This is a genomic window from Morganella psychrotolerans (assembly GCF_001676155.1).
Lineage (GTDB): Bacteria > Pseudomonadota > Gammaproteobacteria > Enterobacterales > Enterobacteriaceae > Morganella > Morganella psychrotolerans.
The window spans coordinates 24,124-43,921 of the sequence record NZ_LZEW01000030.1 but is presented as its reverse complement, the minus strand read 5'-3'; the positions used below and the strand labels follow the sequence as shown (position 1 = coordinate 43,921).

Below are 19,798 nucleotides of genomic sequence, written 5' to 3'. Positions count from 1 at the left end.
GAGGGGATAGTTATCAGGCGCAGCGCAATAAAATACCTGATGAGTGGCGACAGTATCAGTGCACCGGCAGTGAACAATCGCTGCGTCAGGAAGAAACTCAAAAACAGCACCTGTGACAACTGTGCGGCACACTGCCCCGCAGATGCCATCTCATTCGGGTATCTTGATATCCGGATCGATAATGAGCGCTGTTTTCAGTGCGGAAACTGCCTGTTTGTCTGCCCGTCGGATGCCATTGAAAATATTCCTGTGCGCGAACGCCTGTTTAACGACAATGCACAACTGGTTATCAATCAGAAAGAAGCCCCTGCGCGGGTTGAGGAACTGCTGGTCTGGCACCGCCAATATCATATCCGCGGCATGCAGATTACTGAACCGCAAGTGGATAGCTGGCTGCCGGTACTGGCTGAACTGAATCTTCGCCTGAAAGCCTTGCAGGAGCCGGTCTGGCAACTGACCATCGCGCCACCTGCGCAAATAGATACCGGAAAACGCTTTGCCTTGTTTCGTCAGAAAGCGGGCGCCGCAGAACTAAACCGGGGACGGGCAAAAACCGGGCTGAATGAGCGCAAAAAACTCTGGCCTGACGACAGTTGGTTTGATGTCCGTCCGGATACTGAAAACTGTATTTTATGTTCCGCCTGCGCGGCCGTGTGTCAGGAAGGGGCTATCCTGATTGAAAACAATCAGTTTACCGTGGATAAAACCAAATGCAGCGGCTGTATGAGTTGCAGGGATGTCTGTTTCCCGAAAGCGATTGATGTGGTGCCACAGGCAGAGAAAAATAGTTTACCGGTTCACTATCCGTATTTTGATGCGCACTGTAAAAGCTGCCATCTGCCTTTTATGAGTTGGAAACCGGAACAAATATTGTGCCCGATATGTCAGTCCCGTAAAGAAAAAGGCTGGTTGTGACCTCAATGCCATTACTTTAATTTTAACTATCGTCATAATAAGATACATTGATTATCTATAATCTGTCATAAAAAATACAATTTCGCTCTTTTGTATTAAATCATAATAAGACTGACATGAAACATGCTTATTAACGCTAAATGCTTGATAATAAATTGAGTTTACCACTCTTTTCTGTATACTCAATTTTAGACTAAAGTGGAATTACCTTATAACAAACAGTATATTACGCTTATTACTCATCCATTATAGACGTATGTTAATTTAAATGTACCGGAAGACATGTTAATAAAATTAAATTGAAAATATACTTGGTGGCTATATAATATATCGCAATACCTACCATATCTGACAAACCTGACTACTTACACTGTCTTTATAAAAAAAAATAAATCTGATATAGGCACAATATCCGACATAAAAGCTGACGGTGTGTTTCTAATTTAAATTACCGAGAAAACCTGCATGAAAACTATTAATAAATCATTAGTAATATTATTATTATCAATAATATCACCGTCTGTTTTTTCTGCTGATGAAACAGATAATAAAATACAAGCAGCAAAAGACGATGCTATAAGAAGAAGCAACAACTATACTGATAGTAAGATAAGTTCAAGCAACACTATGATTGGGGCAGATATTAATAAAGCTAAAAATACAGCTATTTCAGAAAGTAACAGTTATACAGATAAAACAATCACTGATAAAACCCGTGATCTGGGCGCAACAATTAATAAAGCTCAACTTAACGCAATTCAAATAAGTACAGGTTATGCGGATATGAAGGCCGTTACCATCGGGCATGACATCGATAGCGCAAAAACAGATGCTGTAACACAAAGCAATACCTATACTGATAAACAGGCTGCTGACGCTAAGTCTGAGGCTATCACCACAAGCAACACATATTCTGATAAACAGGCCGCTGACGCTAAGTCTGAGGCTGTCACCACAAGCAAGACGTATACTGATAAACAGGCCGCTGACGCTAAATCTGAGGCTGTCAGCACAAGCAAGACGTATACTGATAAACAGACCGCTGACGCTAAGTCTGAGGCTGTCAGCACAAGCAAAACGTATACTGATAAACAGGTCACTAAAGTCAGTGCGACTATTGATAGCGCTAAATCTGAAGCCATCACCACAAGCAATACCTATACTGATAAAAAAGTCAGTAATATCAACACAACAATTGATAATTCCAGAGTAAGCGCGATCAACACCAGCAATCATTATACAAATAACAGAGTTAGTGAGCTTGAAACCCGGATGGATAATAAATTCAGCTCTGTTGAAAGGCAGCTTGATAAAAACTCTGACCGTGCAAATGCCGGTATTGCATCTGTTGCCGCGATGGCTAATATTCCGTATATCAGTGACAAGACATTCAGTATGGGATTGGGTGCAGGAAATTACCGCAACGGAAATGCTGTCGCGTTTGGTGGTCAGTACAGTATTGATGGTAATGTTAATATCCGCAGCTCAGTCAGCTGGAATAATGAAGACAGCGCCGTTTATGGTGCCGGTATTGCCGTCGGATTCTGAGTTTTAAAAAGTAATAGTCCATAAAAAAGCGCCGATTGGCGCTTTTTTATTATTCAGGACTCGTCATCACAGATACTACAGCGGACGACGGACAAAACCAATAGCGTCATACACGTTATCCAGTGTTACCTGTGCGCGTGCCGAGGCTTTCTCAGCACCCTCTTTCATCACACGGTTCAGTAACACATCATCATTACGGATTTCATGATAACGGGTCTGTAATGTCGTCAGCATACCGGAAACGGCATCAGCCACCGCGCCTTTCAGGTGACCGTACATCTGCCCTTCAAATTCTGCTTCCAGTGCGGTAACCGGCTTGCCGGTGACACCGGAGAGAATATCCAGCAGGTTTGATACGCCCGGTTTATTGGCTAAATCATAAATCACACGAGGCGGCTCTTCGGAGTCAGTCATGGCGCGTTTGATTTTCTTCGCAGCCGCTTTAGGATCTTCCAGCAGAGCGATCAGGTTGTTGCGGTTATCATCGGATTTCGACATTTTTTTCGTCGGATCCTGTAACGCCATCACACGGGAACCACCGGAGGGAATAAACGGATCCGGAACAACAAACACATCACCATAAATGGCATTAAAGCGCTGCGCGATATCACGGCTCAGCTCCAGATGCTGTTTCTGGTCGATCCCGACCGGCACCTGGTTGGTCTGATACAGCAGAATATCTGCCGCCATCAGAACCGGATAGTCAAACAGCCCGGCGTTGATATTCTCTGCATGACGGGCAGATTTATCTTTAAACTGCGTCATACGGCTGAGTTCGCCGAAATAGGTATAGCAGTTCAGCGCCCAGCCTAATTGTGCATGTTGTGGCACATGTGACTGAACAAACAGGGTATTTTTTTCCGGTTCCAGACCACAGGCCATATACAGGGATAAGGTGTCCAGCGTGCGTTTGCGCAGCTCAACCGGATCCTGGCGGACAGTAATGGCATGCTGATCAACGATGCAGTAAATGCAGTCGTAATCATCCTGCATCTTAACCCACTGGCGCAGCGCGCCCATGTAGTTACCGATAGTCAGCTCACCGGAAGGCTGTGCTCCGCTGAAAACAACGGGTTTCTGATTTTTTGTAGCAGCGGTTCCGCTCATGATTATCCTTCCTGATGAGTTAACGGAGACAGTCCGAGTGCGGGCAGTAAGCCTGCAAAGTCAGACAATACACAGTCCGGATGACTGTCAGCAATAGGAATGCCGTAGTTATAGCCGTATGTCAGACCCACACTCGGGCACTCTGCCGCCTGAGCCGCGAGGATGTCATTACGGGAATCCCCGACAAATAACATCTCTTCCCTGCGCAGCCCGAACTCACCCAGTGTCAGATAAAGCGGTGACGGATGCGGTTTTTTATTTTTCACATCATCGCCGCCCAATACAACGGAGAAGAAGTCAGTAATGCCTAATTCTGCCAGCAGTGGTGCAATAAACGGAGTCGGTTTATTGGTGACAATCGCCAGATCCATCCCCGCGTCAGCCAGCGCCTGCAATGTCGGTTTCACATTTGCAAACAGCGGGCTGCCGGTTTTAACGGCATCAGCATAATATTTATCAAATAACTGACGGCATTTTGCGTGCAGTGCGGCATCCGGTGCGGAGCCTGTTGCCCACGTCAGCGCGCGCTCTAATAAAATATCAACGCCGTTACCAATCCAGACCGTGACATTTTCTTTTCCGGCCTGCGGGTAACCCAGCTCACTCAGTGCGCTGTCTGTTGCATCAGCCAGGCCGTGAATACTGTCGACCAATGTGCCGTCGAGATCAAATGCAACGGCTTTAATTCCTGTAAATTGCGGTACTGCTGTCTTATCTGTCATGCTGAAACCTTTGTTAATTCTTTACGCATATCATCAATAACGGTTTTGTAATCCGGCTGACTGAAAATCGCCGATCCGGCAACAAACATATCAGCACCGGCTTGTGCGATCGCGGCAATATTATGTGTGTTCACACCGCCATCCACTTCCAGGCGGATATCACGCCCGCTGGCATCAATGCGGCGGCGGACTTCGGCAACTTTGTTCAGTGTTTCCGGGATAAATGACTGACCGCCAAAACCCGGGTTTACTGACATCAGCAGGATCATATCCAGTTTATCAATAACATAATCGAGATAGCTGAGCGGTGTCGCCGGGTTGAAAACCAATCCCGGTTTACAACCGCATTCGCGGATAAGCTGGATAGTGCGATCAACATGCTCGCTCGCTTCCGCGTGGAATGAAATGTAGGTAGCACCTGCTTTGGCAAAATCCGGCACAATACGATCAACAGGCTTCACCATCAGATGCACGTCAATCGGAGCAGTAATACCATAGTCACGCAGGGCCTTACACACCATCGGACCGATGGTCAGGTTCGGGACATAGTGGTTATCCATAACATCAAAGTGAACCACATCGCCGCCCGCAGCGAGTACTTTTGCGGTGTCTTCCCCCAGGCGGGCAAAGTCAGCAGATAAAATGGACGGAGCAATCAAAAACTCTTTCATTCCTGTTTCCTCTTAATAAGACGCCGCCGGGTTCAACGGCTCACTGTCCGCGAAAGAGCGCCAGTAATTCACTCACTTTTTCGCGATTAAGTGTGTTGCGGCTGATAGTGCGCCGCACTTTGACGATATGCAGCTGTGCCTGATGATACCACTCCCGGGTCAGGGGGGTATCGTGATTCGAAATCAATACCGGAATGTTGCGATCGGATGAGAGCATTTCTGCCAGCTGCGCCAGGTTTACCTGCTCCGGGAATCCGAATCCGCTGCTGTGATAAGCAGTAAAATTGGCGGTCAGTGATAACGGCGCATAAGGCGGATCACAATATACCGTGTCGCCGGGACGGGACTCTTCCATGCTGGTCACATAGGACTGGCACACAAACGTCGCTTTCAGGGATTTTTCAGCAAACCACAGTAATTCCGCTTCCGGGAAATACGGCTTGCGATAGCGCCCGAAGGGCACATTAAAACGCCCTTTTAAATTATACCGGCACAATCCGTTATAACAATGGCGGTTAAGATACAGAAACAGGACACTGCGCTCGAAAGGGTCCGTGCTCAGATTGAACCGTTCCCGCATGGCATAATACTGAATTTCATCATTAAATTCGGGTGTGAACAGCTTGCGGGACTCATCGATAAATTCCTGAGTCCGCAATTTCACCATATTGTACAGATGGATAAGGTCACTGTTGATATCCGCCAGTACATAGTGCGGATAATCCGTGTTCAGAAAAACAGAACCCGCGCCGACAAAAGGCTCTATCAGGCAATTTCCTTCCGGCAGATGCCGTTTTATCTCATCTGCCAGAGGATATTTTCCGCCAGCCCATTTTAAAAATGCGCGTTGTTTTTTCATGCTGCCTGTAATCATTGCTCAAAAAAGGCCAGAGCCGCCGATCCTGCTCTGTTTCAGACAGTCAATCAGCACCTGACGGAATTCGTGTTTATTTTTTCATGTCCTGATGCACATCCTGCATCTTTCTGACCCACGGTTTTTTCCCCTGAATTTCAGCAGGCAGACGCTCAACTTCCCGTTTTGCATCCCCGACAGTCGGGAAGTTACCGTAAACCAGGACAAACCACGACTTTCCGTTACGTGACGTTTCATATACCTGATAATTCGACAAACTGTGCTTTTGTGCAAAGGCTTTCAGCGTATCTGCACGGCTCGCCCCGCTCAGTTGCAGGGTGTAACCGCCGGCAGCCGCTTTCGCAATCGCCTGACTGTTTTTTGCCGGTGCTGCGGTAACCGGTTTGCTTGCTTCACGCGGCTTAACCGGCTGAGCGGTTGTTGTTTTCACCGGCTGCGGTTTCACCTGAACCGGTTTTTTCGGTTCTGCCGGTGCAGAAGGCTGGATATTGGTTACCGGCGGCAGATTATTCATGTTCTGCTGTGCAGCATTATTAACGCCGCTCTGGGTAGTGCCCTGATTCAGCGCATCATTAATATCACCCGGGATATCCACACGCTGACCGGTGCCGGTCGTCTGTGACGGCTGAGCCTGAGTCGGCAGATTATTGATGGCAGGTAAATTTACCCCGCTCTGTCCGGCTTGTGTCGTGACCGGCTGAGACGGCTGTAACGTCGTTGCTCCGCCATCATTATTATTGCTGTCGCTGTTATTGTAGCTGCCCAGGTTTATCTGGCGCTCGCCGCTTTGCGACTGTTGCGGTGCTTCCGGTTCTGCCGGTGATTTTAATGCAGAACTGATCGCAATAATCAGCAGCACCAATACCACAACCGCCACGCCAATCATCATCTGCTGGCGGGATACGGCAAATTTAGGGCGGGATTGCTGCGGGCGCGGACGTGTAGTGCGGCGCTCCGGGCGATCGGGCCGGTCTGAAGCATCCGGACGGATCACTTCGTCATCCGGCTCGCTGAAAATTTGTGGTTCTTGCTTTTCGGGTTTAAAGCCGTCCATTTTGCCCTCCCATCAGAGCAGAAACTTGTCTTTAGATATAACAGAAGAGAACTGACCCGCACTAAGTACGTCATCATGGTGCGTCATAATGCGTAGTGTAACCATTTTCCGGACACTCAGCGAGACAGATATAAAAAAACATTCTGCCGGACTGACCCGCGTTACACTGACTGAATAGCAGCCAGAACGGTTTCATGCGTAATGTCCGCACGAACAACCGACTGTCCGAGCGAGGTCGGAATAATCAGGTGCAATTTACCGCCCTGCACTTTTTTATCCCGCATCATGTGCGGAAGATACATGTCCGCCGTCATGGATTCAGGTCCGCGAACCGGTAATCCGGTGCGTTGCAGCAATGCAATTACCCTGGATGTCTCTTGCGGGCGGAATACACCCAGTAATTCAGCAGTGCGGGCGGCCATCACCATCCCTGCGGCAACCGCTTCACCATGTAACCAGACACCGTAGCCCATTTCGGCTTCAATAGCGTGCCCGTAGGTGTGTCCCAGATTCAGCAAAGCACGCAGCCCGCTGGTTTCTTTTTCATCTGCCGCCACAACCTCAGCTTTCAGCTCACAGCAGCGGCGGATACAATATGACATCGCCTGCGGCTCAAGTGCCAGCAGACGGTCGATATTCTCTTCCAGCCAGACAAAGAATTCGTTATCCAGAATAATGCCGTATTTGATAACTTCTGCCAGCCCGGAAGCCAGCTCACGACGCGGCAGCGTTTTCAGGCAGTCAAGATCAACCACCACTTTCGCCGGCTGCCAGAATGCGCCGATCATATTTTTACCCAGCGGGTGATTTACGCCGGTTTTACCCCCGACAGAGGAATCCACCTGGGATAATAATGTCGTTGGTACCTGAATAAAACGGACACCGCGCTGATAACTTGCGGCCGCAAACCCGGTCAGATCACCAATTACTCCGCCGCCCAGCGCAATCAGCGTGGTATCACGCCCGTGATTATGCTCAAGCAATGCAGTAAAAATCAGATCAAGGGTTGTCAGGGACTTGTACTTTTCGCCATCCGGCAGGATCACCGAATCCACCAGAATGCCTTCGCGCTGAAGGTTTTCGGTGAGAGTCGTGAGATACAGCGGGGCAAGGGTGGTGTTTGTGACAATCATTGCACGCTGACCGGAGGTCAGCGGCGCAAAGGTGCCGGGAAGGGAAAAGAGACCGGGAGCAATCGAAACTGAATAAGCACGCTCACCTAATGTCACTGTCACATTTTCCATGGCACCTCCGCATGTTGCCGGTAATGTAAAATCAGCTGTTGGTTTCTAACAGCTCAATGATTTGATTTGCAACCACTTTTGCACTCTGATCATCGGTATGGATAGTGATATCCGCGATCTCTTCGTACAACGGATTACGCTCTTCTGCCAGTTTGACCAGAACTTCCCGGACCGGCTCATCAACCTGTAACAACGGGCGCTTTTTATCACGCTGTGTACGGGCCAGTTGTTTTTCAATATTGGTCTCAAGGTAGACAACCACACCCCGCGCTGAAAGGCGGTTGCGGGTTTCCCGTGACTTGACGGAACCTCCGCCGGTAGCCAGTACGATACCTTGTTTTTCAGTCAGTTCATTGATGATTTTTTCTTCACGCAGGCGAAAACCTTCTTCACCTTCGACATCAAATACCCAGCCCACATCAGCACCGGTGCGATGTTCAATTTCCTGGTCGGAATCAAAAAATTCCATATTTAATTGCTGAGCCAGCTGACGACCAATAGTACTTTTGCCGGCACCCATCGGGCCGACAAGAAAGATATTGCGTTTCTCTGCCATGTTTTTGGTATAACTAAGAATATTCGTTAATGATAACCCGCCCCGCTCACCCGATCAGCGGCGGAACCTCAAATGAAACCTCGTGAGTGAATATGTGAGATTAGCCTGAAACTATCTGCGCATATTCTGCCTGACTGCAACCATACCCTTATCCATTCAAACTACAGGTTCGTTGGCGGTACTCAACCAGCTGGGTCACATACTGATGCATGCTCCCCATCTGTTTTCCTTTGCCGCCTGCCTGAATCTTGAATGGCGTTGGGTATATACCTGAGTATAAAATCAGAAAAGTATCTCAGGTACTGCTGTGTGATGCCTGTCGCAATCCGGCCTCTGAACATCTGCACATACTATCATAACGCCTGTAAAAAACCGCGCCTTATATTTCTGTGGATCCTTCTGATAACGGGAGCCGCGCAGAGATATAAGGCGTAGTCTGATAAATTAGGGCGTTATCCGTCAACGGATTAACAGCATGTTTTGATGCAACAAGGATTTCATACCTACTAAATTAGGTAACTCTTGTATGCTAAATCGTTGCAGTCGTCAAATGTATAACACCGCAGAATCGATAAAAAAATACTTTATCCTGCGGATAATTCCCGCAAATAATTATATAACAGACTGATATTTTTGCAGTTACTAAATATCAATCAGTTGTGGTGTAATGAAAATCACCAATTCACGGCGGCTGAGTTTATCGTATTGGTGAGTAAAAAGCTTTCCCATCAGTGGGATTGCAGACAAATACGGTACTCCGGTGACTTGCTTTCCCCTGTCCTGCTGAAAAATTCCGCCGAGGATCAGTGTCTCTCCGTTACGTACAACCACCTGCGTTGTAATTTCCTGTTTATCAATTGCGTATTGCTCACTGCCGTTCTGCACCAGTGCAACTCCGGGGGCATTGCGGCTGATATGCAACGTCAGACGGACTTTGTTTTCCCGTAAAATTTGCGGCGTGACCTCCATTCCCAGCACCGCTTCACGAAACTGAACCTGTGAGCCGGACTCATGGCTCTGTGTGGTATACGGAATTTCCGAGCCCTGTTTAATGCTGGCAGGGTGTTCATGCGCCGTGGTCAGTCGCGGGCTGGCGACGATATCCAGTTGCTGCTCCTGCTCCAGTGCGGTGAGCTCCATCTCCAGCAAATGTCCGCTGATACGGGCAATATTAAAGGTAAAGGTGTTATTGCCCCGCGCCTGATGTAATTGCAGCCGGTTTCCTTTATCCGGCGATGGCAGCACCGTCCCCCATTGCAGTCCCAGTTCATGCAACGCCTCGCGGGAGCCGGACACAATGTGTGCGGTTATCTGTACCTGCTGCTGTGGTTTATCCATCAGTGTCAGCCAGGCTTCTGTACGCGTCAGTATCTGCGCCCCCGCATCTATAAAGAGGGAATTCGTCAGCGGATCAGCCTGCAATACATCGCCCTCACTAAACAGCGCGCCATGATGATGGCGGAGCGTTTCCAAAACCGAAGCCGCATCGGCGTGCTGCAATGTGAATGTGCGGCTCTGCCTGTTCTCCGCTGTATCCGCCGCGACCACAGATAAAACCGGCGGGATCATCACCGCAGCCTGTTGTGCGCTTATCTCCGCCGGCAGAAAGAGATCTCTCGGGTGCATCTCACTGTGTGCCGCGGCCCCCGTCAGGACATAGCCTCCTATAATCAGCCCGGCTAACCATCCCTGTCTTTTAGTTGTCATGCTCTTCCTTATTAATATCCGGTAAATCAGTCTCAGATACTGACCGGCTCTCCGCCCCGGGTAATGCCAGGTGCAGGGTCATCTGTAATAACGGAGGAGATGTCTGAGAGCCGGTGGTGACCGGATGCAGTGACAGCCGGGTGATGTTCAGCTCCGTCAGTTGCGCGGTCAGCGTATCCAGTAAACCGGCCAGTGCCGGATAATTTGCCTCAAAGGTCAGTATCCAGCGCGAGGGGGCATCCTGTGGCTCCTGCTGCCAGCCTGCCAGCATCGGCAGTGCCGTTTCCGGCAGCAGGGCAAGTAACGCCGGTGCCGCAGAGCCGGATGTATGTTCAATCTCCGGGAGAAATATTTCTGTCTGCCGGGTGAGTCTCTGCAACTGCTGATGCCGCACTTCTATGTCACTGAATGCCGGAAGCAGATAAAAATACCAGAGTGTGCCGCCCGTCAGCAGACAGACCATCACTGCAATTGCCCATTGCATGCTGCGATACTGTAAACAGCGCCATAATGCGTCCGTGTTCATGGTGCTGCCTTTGCATGCCTGTCACCGGCATCGGTCACCAGCGTGAATTGCCGGACACGCGCCGCTTTATGATGATGCAGACGGGTCAGCCTGAGCGGCAGCAACCCCGGCGGCGAGTGGTGTAATAAAGGATGGGTTGCCGCGATCACCTGATAGCGTTTTACCGCCAGAACATGCCGCACCGTATTTTCTGTTTCCTCCTTCTGCTGCTCTGCCTGATAGCGCACCAGCCAGGCGTCTGCCGGGAGTTGCTGCTGAAGAAAATGAAGCAGTTCACGATACCGGAGGTTTTCCCGTCCGGCACGCGCCCGGCGGCGCTGTACGTCTTCCGCCTGCTGCTGTGTGGCAATATCCTGCGCCAACGCAATCAGCCGGGGCTGCCAGCGGGTTTCACGCGCCGCTTCTGCCATTTCCATCACGCCCAGATGCGCTTCATGTTTCCCGGTTTGTAAGCAGAACATCATCAAACCGGATAACATAATGCCGCACGTAAAAATAAGCCGGATAGCTATCCCGCGACAGATTTTCCGGCGTAACCGGACACGCCACGCAGTCAGATTGACATAATATCCGCTCATAGCCTATCCACCCCGCGCAATACCATTCCGGCAGCCGCCGCATAACCCGGAGGCACTGTATCCGGCTCTGTCACGCTATATTGCTCACACTCATGCTGCCAGGCGACCGGTAATACCGCAGTATCATGCAGGCAGCATAAAGACGCCTGCGCTTTATCAAATCCCTGTAATGTCAGCGCGTCTGATAATGAAGGCAAATCCGGCTCTGCCTGGCCGCTGAGTGCCGGATGTGGTGTCCCGGCCTGCCAGCAGACAGAATCTCCCTGACTGAACAACAGCCAGTCCTGTGCGGGAACACCCCTGGCATGTGCAAAACAGCGCAGCGCGCAGGGAATGAGATCAAGTACCGTCAGTTGCGCGCCCATTTTTGCCGCCAGCATCGCCCACATATCACGGACAGCGCGGTGTACCGTGGTGAGCACTATTTCCCCCGGCAAAATACTGTAATCGTATATCAGTTCCTGACAGCGCCCCGGAAAGGTGCGCGCCAGATATGTATCGATCAGCGGAACAACCGATGCCTGTATCATCCGGCTTTCCGGCAGACGAATACGTTGTTGCAGATACAACGGGGCGGGCAGTGCCACGCGCCACTGTAAACGCCCGCGAAAACGGCGGCGCCAGCGGGTCAGTGCTGCCGACACCACAGCAGGATCCTGCACCCGGCCATCTGCCAGTTCTCCGTCAGGAAAACGCAGAGTGGTAAAGTCATCAAAAGAGCAGTGATGGCGGTATTTATAGCCGAGTGCGATCATTATCGCGCCATCCTGAAGGGAGATCCCTGCCACCCGTGAAGTTATCCGCACTAATAATTCCTTTTATTATTGATATACGAAATGATTATTTCTTCTTTATTTTCCGTCAGTTATAAAATACGTATTCAAGAAAGGCATGAACCTTTATACTACAGGGTCGCTGTTTATTAACTGTCCACCACACGGCTAACGGAAACTTTCAGGTGAAGTTCTTAAAGTATTTATTGATCTTTGTTGTCTGTTGCATTTTTCTTGGAGCAGCTTCGATATATGGGATGTACAAATATGTCGAGCCGGACTTGCCCGATGTGGCAACACTGAAAGATGTCAAATTACAGACACCTATGCAGGTCTATAGCGCCGATGGCGAATTGATCGCACAGTTCGGCGAAAAACGCCGTATTCCGCTGACTCTCAGCCAGATCCCGCCGTTGATGAAAAAAGCCTTCATCGCGACGGAGGACAGTCGTTTTTATGAGCATCATGGTATCGATCCTATCGGGATTTTCCGTGCTGCCTCTGTTGCAATGACCTCAGGGCGGGCATCCCAGGGCGCCAGTACCATCACTCAGCAGCTTGCCCGTAACTTCTTCCTCAGTCCGGAAAAAACGGTCATCCGTAAAGTAAAAGAAGCCTTCCTGGCTATCCGCATTGAGCAATTGCTCACCAAGGATGAAATTCTTGAGCTTTATCTGAACAAAATTTACCTCGGTCAGCGTGCCTATGGTGTCGGTGCTGCCGCCTATGTCTATTTCGGCAAAACCCCCGACCAGCTGACACTGAGCGAAACAGCCGTTATTGCCGGACTGCCGAAAGCGCCGTCCACATTTAACCCGCTGTATTCAAAATCCCGCGCACTGGCACGCCGCAATGTTGTACTGACCCGGATGCTGGAAGAAAATTACATCACCCGTGCGCAGTATGATGAAGCCCGCAGTGAGCCGATTAATGCCAGTTACCATGCCCCGGAGATTGATTTTTCCGCGCCGTACCTGGCTGAAATGACACGCATGGCAATGATCGAAAAGTATGGCGAAAATGCCTATACCGACGGTTATAAGGTCTACACCACCGTAAAACGTAAAGATCAGATCAGTGCCGAAGCGGCCGTACATAACGGCATCATTGATTATGATATCCGCCACGGATACCGGGGCGCACAGCAGGTGTTATGGCAGCAGAACGCCACGCCGTGGGATACAGAACAAATCCTGAGTAAACTGAAAACATTACCGGTCTACGGTCCGCTGCATCCGGCAGTTGTTCTCAGTGCCGATGCCACCCGCGCGCAGGTGATGCTCAAAGACGGCAGCACGATTGATTTAACCATGGACGGCATGCGCTGGGCGCGGAAATTTATTTCTGACCGCGCTATGGGTCCTGCCCCACGCGCGGTTAACGGCGTAATCCACACCGGCGAACAGATTTGGGTGCGCCAGAGCAAAGAACGCTGGGTACTGTCACAGTTACCGGATGTTAACTCCGCCTTTGTTGCACTGAATCCGGGAGACGGTGCGATTATCGCGCTGGTCGGCGGGTTTGATTTTGAACTGAGCAAATTTAACCGGGTGACACAATCTCTGCGCCAGGTCGGGTCCAGTATTAAACCATTGTTGTACACCGCTGCGCTGGATAAAGGCCTGACCCTTTCCTCACTGCTCAATGATCTGCCGATTGTCCGTGCAGATGGCTCAGGCACGGACTGGCGTCCCAAGAACTCCCCGCCGCGTTATGACGGTCCTATCCGTCTGCGTCAGGGACTCGGACAATCCAAAAACGTGGTTATGGTGCGCGCAATGCGGGCAATGGGTGTGAACTATGCAGCGGACTACCTGCTGCGCTTTGGTTTCCCGGACAGCAATATTGTCCGGACTGAATCGATGGCACTCGGCTCTTCATCCTTTACCCCGATGCAGATGGTGCGCGGCTATGCGGTGATGACAAACGGCGGATACCTTATCGATCCGTACTTTATCAGCCGTATTGACGACATGGACGGCAAAATGTTGTTTACCGCAAAACCCCGGATTGCCTGTCCGCAATGCACCAATATTCCGGTTATTTACGGTGAAGGCGCTCACGATTTAAGCACCCGGATGAACAGTGATGCCCTGGAAACTGATGTGGCAAAATCGGATAATCAGCCACAGGAAAATGACCAGCCGGCAGCACCGGAAGTGGATCTGGAAAAAGCACCGCAGGCGGGAAATGACTCTCCGTATGCCCCGCACGTTGTCAGCACCGATGTCGCATTTCTTATCAAAGATGCCATGAATTCAAATATTTACGGCGAACCGGGCTGGAGTGGTACAGGCTGGCGGGCGATGAGAGATATCAAACGCCGTGACCTCGGCGGTAAAACCGGTACAACCAACAGTTCAAAAGACGCCTGGTTTGTCGGATACGGCCCTGACATCGTCGCGGCGGTCTGGATTGGTTTTGATGAAAATATCCGTGATCTGGGTCGCGGCGAAGCGGGTGCGAAAAGTGCTCAGCCAATCTGGAATGACTTTATGAAAGTTGCGCTGGAAGGCGTACCGGAGCGTAAAGATCCACCACCGCCGGGTATTATCTCTGTGCAGATTAACCGCAGTACCGGAAAGCTGGCTTCCGGTGGTAATTCGCGTTCAGAGTATTTTATCAAAGGCACAGAACCGACTGACTACGGCGTCTCTGAAGTGGGTACAACCATTATTCAGCAGGATGGCGCGGCAGAAGAGCTTTTCTGATCAGATACTGATCTGCAACAAAGGGCTGCCATCCGGCAGCCCTTTGAAATTGCATACAAAGCAGGATAAAACGTGGTTTTTCCTACTTTGTGTTATCAGCCGAAAATCAATAAATTGATTTTCCTGGTCTATTTTACAACCTCTTTTGGTCGTCACCAAACCTTACAGGTTTGCCAACGGCCTGAAAGGACTGCCATCCGGCAGCCCTTTGTTTTTTCAATCGTCCGCACTTAACACAAATTGATACCTTTCTTTAATGATTGGAATCCGTTTATTTGTGTTAAAAATAGGTCATTCCCCGATCTGTGACAAATATTGTTGCGCCAGGAACAGTGCGGTAATATTGCGGGCTTCGTTAAAATCAGGATGTGTCAGTAAATCCATCATATTGCTGATCGGCCAGCGCATCTGAACCAGTGGCTCAGGTTCATCGCCCTCCAGTTTCTCGGGATATAAACCGGTGGCTAGCAAAATATTCATCCGCCCCGAAAAATAAGACGGTGACATCGTGACTTTACGCAAAGGAGCCAGTGTCTGCGCACCAAAACCGATTTCTTCTTTCAGTTCCCGGTTAGCCGCAGTCAGCATGTCCTCGCCGGGATCGATTGCACCTTTAGGGAAACCCAGCTCGTATTTTTCGATACCGGCTGCATATTCCTGAATTAAAATGAGTTCGTTCCCGATAACCGGAACGATTAAAACAGATTCACGGTTAGCCGGACGCATTCGCTCATAAACACGCTCCACGCCGTTACTGAATTCCAGTGCAACAGACTGAATACTGAACAAACGGGATTGGGCGATATTGTCTGTACGGATAATTTTTGGTTTTTGTAGTGCTGTCATGTATGCCCCGGTGCGTTTTGTAAAAACGCGGATTAATATATCGCGTTGTGAATAAATATCTACCCAACGTCATTCAAGATACAGGCAGGCGGCAAGGGAAGGCAGACGGGGAGCATACATTAGTATGTGACCCGGCTGACTGAGTACCGCCAACGAACCTGCGATTTGAATGAATAAGGGTATATACCGGCGTAAATTCCTCCGGATTAACACATCGCACTGCTCCATATTACCTGTTCCTGAAACAAAGAAAAGTACCGTAAGTAATGAACAAATTACGATAACCTACTGAATAATTTGCAGGAAACAGAAAAAACAGCCCGTTATAACAGACTGTTATTTAAAATAATTTTTTGCATAATAAGAAAAGGCTGATTTTTCAGCGATGTTATTCACTGTTATGCTGCACAGGCAATTACCAATGGGGAAAAAATGAATATCACCGTCATTATAGCCGCTGGTCTGGTGATCAGTTGTCTTATAATGGTTTCCGTCGGCAGTCACAGACGGAAGCGGCACCGGGCCGGTCATGTGTTACCTTCGCTTGCAAGTCCGACACACCACCAGCTTGGCCCGGAGGAAATTCAGGCTATTGAATATCACCTGACCCATGCTGCCCGGCAGGCGGTCAGTGATGAGCAGCATTTTGTATTACCGGCTATCCCCGAAAAAAGTGATCACGTTTATCGTCTCTGTAACAGTATCACCCGTTTTGCTGTCCCGGGAAAAAGTAAGCAGAAATGGCATTATTATATTGAAGGCAATGAAGTTTACCTTCCGCTTGTTCTGGAAAAATATATTCAGAACAAAAATGTTATTGATGTCGTTTTTACCGGCCAGTTACCAATGATAACCGGGCTGAATGGTCATGACTTACGTGAATTTACTGATGATTATCCGCTGGCGACGCCTATGACAAAAAATAATGATGTACCGGTACAGGCCGCAATACTGAAAAACAGCAGTGCTGATATTGAGTTCCTCGGCACCCGCAGAGAAAGTCCGCAGGAATATCATCTGCAACACAGCCACGGGTTTATCAGCAGCACTCTGATTATCTGCGGCGTGCTGACGGCGATCACCTCCGTATTTATGCCGCCGTTTTTATTTTACTGGATGCTCGTACTCGGCAGCGGCCTGTTACTGTCAGGTATCGTACTGACACTGATCCGGATGCCCATCCGCCGTAAACTCAAAGATATTCAGTGCTATCGTGGTACGCCCAAACGCTGGGGGCTGTTCGGTGATTTTGATCACAGCCAGAAACACAGCATCTCACTCGGCGGAATAGATCTTATCTACCCGCCGCACTGGGATTCCTGGCTGCACCATGATCTGGGATCTGTCGTACAGATTGAAATGTATGAGGATCAGCAGGTCGTTCGTCAGGGCAAACATCTGTCTTTACAGGAAGAAGCTATCCGCTTCCCGTATCACCGCTACAGCAAAAACCTGCTGATTGCTCTGACCAGTGCTGTCGCCCTGCTGGTGCTTGCGGTTAATCAGCCCGTCAATTTACCGGTTAAACTGGCACTGAACTGGCTTACCGGCACGGAAACCAAAGTCTCGACAAATTTTAATGAACTGCAAAATATGCCGCTTTATGTAGGTGATTTTCTTGAAGCAAAAGGCGTGGGGATGTGTTATATGCCACCAAATCTTTCCGCACAGGATAAACCCTATTTTCTGCCGTTTGACTGCTCCGGTATTTACTGGAATAACACCTCACCGCTTCCGGTACCTGAATCAGAGCAGGTTGAACGGGCAGCGGCTCTGCTTACCGCACTTAACAGCCAGCTGCATCCGGATACCGGTTCCCGCAAGGTAAATGACAGCCTGCGGGATATGATAACCAAATCAGGAATGAGCCTGCTGGATAATTTCTCCTCGCTGGTCTTAAAAACACAGGCACTGTGTGAATTTGAAAACAGCGACTGTATACGCCTGAAAAATGCGCTGGTTAACCTGGGTAATTCACCGAACTGGGAAAATTTATTAGCCCGCGCAGAGGCCGGTAAACTGGAACAATCGAATGTTTTATTACGTCCTGCCAGTGCAGAGGCCTTGGAAAAGCTGGTTATCGTCACCACATCTACAGCTATAAGCAAAGAAGTTGAGAATGCCGCCATGCGGCTGAACAGCCCGCCGCCGGGAGGCGTCCTGCTTATCAGCGATGAAGGCAAGTCACTGGTGGAAAATGCCCCGGTCAATGAACGGACAGGTGATATCACTCCGCTTGAACACTGGCGGGCATTGCAACGGCTGTCAGATATGCTGCTGCATACCCCTTTTGAGGTTCAGGGAATTGTCACCGGTGTATCTGTCGATGCGAACGGCACCCGCCATATCCTGCTGCATTATCAGCCGGATAATGTGATGCTCGCGCGTTTTCTCGCCAGTTGCAGTTTACTGGTGATATTAACTCTGCTGACCATCATTAATGGTGTATATGTTATTGTCCGCTTTCATCAGCGCCGCCGCCGGATGATGAACATCCGCAACTATTACGACAGCTGCTTCCGCCACGATTTTCCGACTGAAGCGCAGCCGTAACAGCCTGCGCTATCTGTACCCGACGTCATTCAGGATACAGTCTGAAAGAATAAGGGTGCATCTGTAACGGAGTAACCATGCAACAGGCTTCAGCACCTGTCCGCCTTGATAAATGGCTTTGGGCGGCACGGTTTTACAAAACCCGCTCAGTCGCCAGAACCATGATTGACGGCGGAAAGGTTCATTATAACGGGCAGCGCAGCAAGCCCGGAAAACTGGTTGAAAACGGAGCAACTCTCGTCCTGCGTCAGGGAAATGATGAACGGACGATCCGTATTCTCGGCATAACTGATAAACGTCTGAGCGCACCGCTGGCACAACAACTCTGGGAAGAAACTCCGGAGAGTATTGAAAAGCGTGAAAAAACAGCACTCGCACGTAAAATGAATGTCCTGACCATGCCGCATCCGGAACGACGTCCTGATAAAAAGGAACGACGGACATTATTGAAATTTAAACACAGTAATTCAGATACCGCAGAGTGATCTGCGGTCAACATGAGAGAAAATTATGTCTGTACGACACGACACATTACACCGCTTCCTGTTCGATAAAAGTGACATCCGGGGAGAACTGGTTTTTGCTTCTGATACATTGCAGCAGATTTTAGGCGATCATAATTATCCTGAGCCTGTCCGGCATTTGCTGGGCGAACTGCTGGTTTGTACCAGCCTGCTGACGGCCACACTCAAATTTGAAGGGGATATTACTGTTCAGATTCAGGGGGATGGCCCGGTACATCTGGCAGTCATTAACGGCAACGACAACCAGCAGATGCGCGGTGTTGCCCGGATGAACAGCGATATTCCTGCCGGAGCAGGTTTGCATGAACTTATCGGCAAAGGCGTTATGGTCATCACCATAACCCCGAAAAAAGGTGAGCGTTATCAGGGTATTGTTGCTCTGGAAAGTGAAACGCTCGAAGCCTGCCTGGATAACTATTTCCGCCAGTCAGAACAGTTGCCGACCAGCCTGTTTGTCCGTGTGGCAGAGCATGACGGGAAATTACAGGCCGCCGGGATGCTGTTACAAGCACTGCCTGCATCAGCCGAAGTCCGGACACCAGAAGAGACGCAGACTATATTCAGCCACCTGATGCAACTCACGGCGACTATTTCCTCTGATGAGCTGTTCACGCTGGATACAGAAACGATCCTGTACCGCCTCTATCATGAAGAAGAGGTTATGCTCTACGAACCGGCTGCCATAAGCTTTCATTGCGGCTGTTCCCGTGAACGCTGCGCAGACACCCTGGTGACCCTGCCGGAAGAAGATGTTACCCATATTTTACAGGAAGATGGCAATATTGATATGGAGTGTGAATATTGCGGCACTCATCATATCTTTAATGAGCAGGATATCCGTGATATCCGTCATCAGAAAGAACAATCACTGCACTGATTCGTTTAAGCT

The 19,798-nt window shown here is 49.6% G+C and carries 18 protein-coding genes; 6 read left to right on the top strand and 12 right to left on the bottom strand.

All coding sequences use genetic code 11. The features are described from left to right. Window positions 1-27: 27 nt before the first annotated feature. Both AYY16_RS15300 and AYY16_RS19920 read left to right on the top strand, forming a co-directional pair. Complete coding sequence (locus tag AYY16_RS15300) at window positions 28-915, top strand: 4Fe-4S binding protein (protein ID WP_396673252.1); 888 nt, start codon at window positions 28-30, stop codon at window positions 913-915. Between the two features lie 465 nt (window positions 916-1,380). After that, complete coding sequence (locus AYY16_RS19920; RefSeq protein ID WP_082970770.1) at window positions 1,381-2,463, top strand: YadA-like family protein; 1,083 nt, start codon at window positions 1,381-1,383, stop codon at window positions 2,461-2,463. A 75-nt stretch (window positions 2,464-2,538) separates the two neighbouring features. Here the strand turns inward: AYY16_RS19920 and trpS are convergent, their stop codons facing one another. The 11 genes from trpS to AYY16_RS15240 all read right to left on the bottom strand — a co-directional run bounded on the left by trpS (window position 2,539) and on the right by AYY16_RS15240 (window position 12,308). Continuing rightward, the gene (trpS, locus tag AYY16_RS15290; RefSeq protein ID WP_067368495.1) at window positions 2,539-3,570 is read right to left on the bottom strand and encodes a tryptophan--tRNA ligase; all 1,032 of its coding nucleotides are present in this window, start codon (window positions 3,568-3,570) and stop codon (window positions 2,539-2,541) included. A 2-nt stretch (window positions 3,571-3,572) separates the two neighbouring features. Further along, window positions 3,573-4,292 (bottom strand): phosphoglycolate phosphatase, encoded by a 720-nt coding sequence (locus AYY16_RS15285; protein WP_067368493.1) that lies wholly within the window; start codon window positions 4,290-4,292, stop codon window positions 3,573-3,575. Continuing rightward, window positions 4,289-4,963 (bottom strand): ribulose-phosphate 3-epimerase, encoded by a 675-nt coding sequence (gene rpe / locus AYY16_RS15280; protein WP_067368490.1) that lies wholly within the window; start codon window positions 4,961-4,963, stop codon window positions 4,289-4,291. Before rpe ends, AYY16_RS15285 begins: the two co-directional genes overlap by 4 nt. Window positions 4,964-5,003: 40 nt before the next feature. Beyond that, the gene (gene dam / locus AYY16_RS15275) at window positions 5,004-5,822 is read right to left on the bottom strand and encodes an adenine-specific DNA-methyltransferase (protein WP_067368913.1); all 819 of its coding nucleotides are present in this window, start codon (window positions 5,820-5,822) and stop codon (window positions 5,004-5,006) included. A gap of 88 nt (window positions 5,823-5,910) precedes the next feature. Continuing rightward, window positions 5,911-6,891, bottom strand: coding sequence for an SPOR domain-containing protein (locus AYY16_RS15270; protein ID WP_067368486.1), 981 nt, complete (start codon window positions 6,889-6,891; stop codon window positions 5,911-5,913). 161 nt (window positions 6,892-7,052) lie between these two features. Beyond that, the gene (aroB, locus tag AYY16_RS15265) at window positions 7,053-8,135 is read right to left on the bottom strand and encodes a 3-dehydroquinate synthase (protein WP_067368483.1); all 1,083 of its coding nucleotides are present in this window, start codon (window positions 8,133-8,135) and stop codon (window positions 7,053-7,055) included. 31 nt (window positions 8,136-8,166) lie between these two features. Next, on the bottom strand, window positions 8,167-8,691 hold the full coding sequence (gene aroK, locus AYY16_RS15260) for a shikimate kinase AroK (protein ID WP_067368481.1): 525 nt from the start codon (window positions 8,689-8,691) through the stop codon (window positions 8,167-8,169). Window positions 8,692-9,333: 642 nt separating this feature from the next. Beyond that, entirely contained in the window at window positions 9,334-10,398 is a 1,065-nt protein-coding gene (locus AYY16_RS15255) for a secretin N-terminal domain-containing protein (RefSeq protein ID WP_190973107.1), read from the bottom strand. Further along, entirely contained in the window at window positions 10,388-10,924 is a 537-nt protein-coding gene (locus AYY16_RS15250; protein WP_067368478.1) for a hypothetical protein, read from the bottom strand. The genes AYY16_RS15255 and AYY16_RS15250 overlap by 11 nt, the downstream gene beginning before the upstream one ends. Further along, on the bottom strand, window positions 10,921-11,502 hold the full coding sequence (locus tag AYY16_RS15245) for a hypothetical protein (RefSeq protein WP_067368475.1): 582 nt from the start codon (window positions 11,500-11,502) through the stop codon (window positions 10,921-10,923). The genes AYY16_RS15250 and AYY16_RS15245 overlap by 4 nt, the downstream gene beginning before the upstream one ends. Next, window positions 11,499-12,308 carry a hypothetical protein gene (locus AYY16_RS15240; RefSeq protein WP_150385015.1) on the bottom strand — a complete coding sequence of 270 codons (810 nt, stop codon included), beginning with the start codon at window positions 12,306-12,308 and terminating at the stop codon, window positions 11,499-11,501. The genes AYY16_RS15245 and AYY16_RS15240 overlap by 4 nt, the downstream gene beginning before the upstream one ends. Before the next feature lie 152 nt (window positions 12,309-12,460). Here AYY16_RS15240 and mrcA point away from each other — a divergent pair, with 152 nt between their 5' ends. Further along, a complete protein-coding gene (gene mrcA / locus AYY16_RS15235; protein WP_082970769.1) occupies window positions 12,461-14,986 on the top strand; it encodes a peptidoglycan glycosyltransferase/peptidoglycan DD-transpeptidase MrcA in 2,526 nt (841 codons plus the stop codon). 291 nt (window positions 14,987-15,277) lie between these two features. On the opposite strand, the gene nudE is transcribed toward mrcA, so the two are convergent. Continuing rightward, the gene (gene nudE, locus AYY16_RS15230) at window positions 15,278-15,832 is read right to left on the bottom strand and encodes an ADP compounds hydrolase NudE (RefSeq protein WP_067368467.1); all 555 of its coding nucleotides are present in this window, start codon (window positions 15,830-15,832) and stop codon (window positions 15,278-15,280) included. Window positions 15,833-16,264: 432 nt separating this feature from the next. Between nudE and AYY16_RS15225 the strand changes: the two genes are divergently transcribed. The 3 genes from AYY16_RS15225 to hslO all read left to right on the top strand — a co-directional run bounded on the left by AYY16_RS15225 (window position 16,265) and on the right by hslO (window position 19,786). Next, complete coding sequence (locus tag AYY16_RS15225) at window positions 16,265-18,385, top strand: IgaA/UmoB family intracellular growth attenuator (protein ID WP_067368464.1); 2,121 nt, start codon at window positions 16,265-16,267, stop codon at window positions 18,383-18,385. A 77-nt stretch (window positions 18,386-18,462) separates the two neighbouring features. Next, window positions 18,463-18,870, top strand: coding sequence for a ribosome-associated heat shock protein Hsp15 (hslR, locus tag AYY16_RS15220; RefSeq protein WP_067368460.1), 408 nt, complete (start codon window positions 18,463-18,465; stop codon window positions 18,868-18,870). 25 nt (window positions 18,871-18,895) lie between these two features. Continuing rightward, window positions 18,896-19,786, top strand: coding sequence for an Hsp33 family molecular chaperone HslO (hslO, locus tag AYY16_RS15215; protein WP_067368457.1), 891 nt, complete (start codon window positions 18,896-18,898; stop codon window positions 19,784-19,786). Window positions 19,787-19,798: the final 12 nt, after the last annotated feature.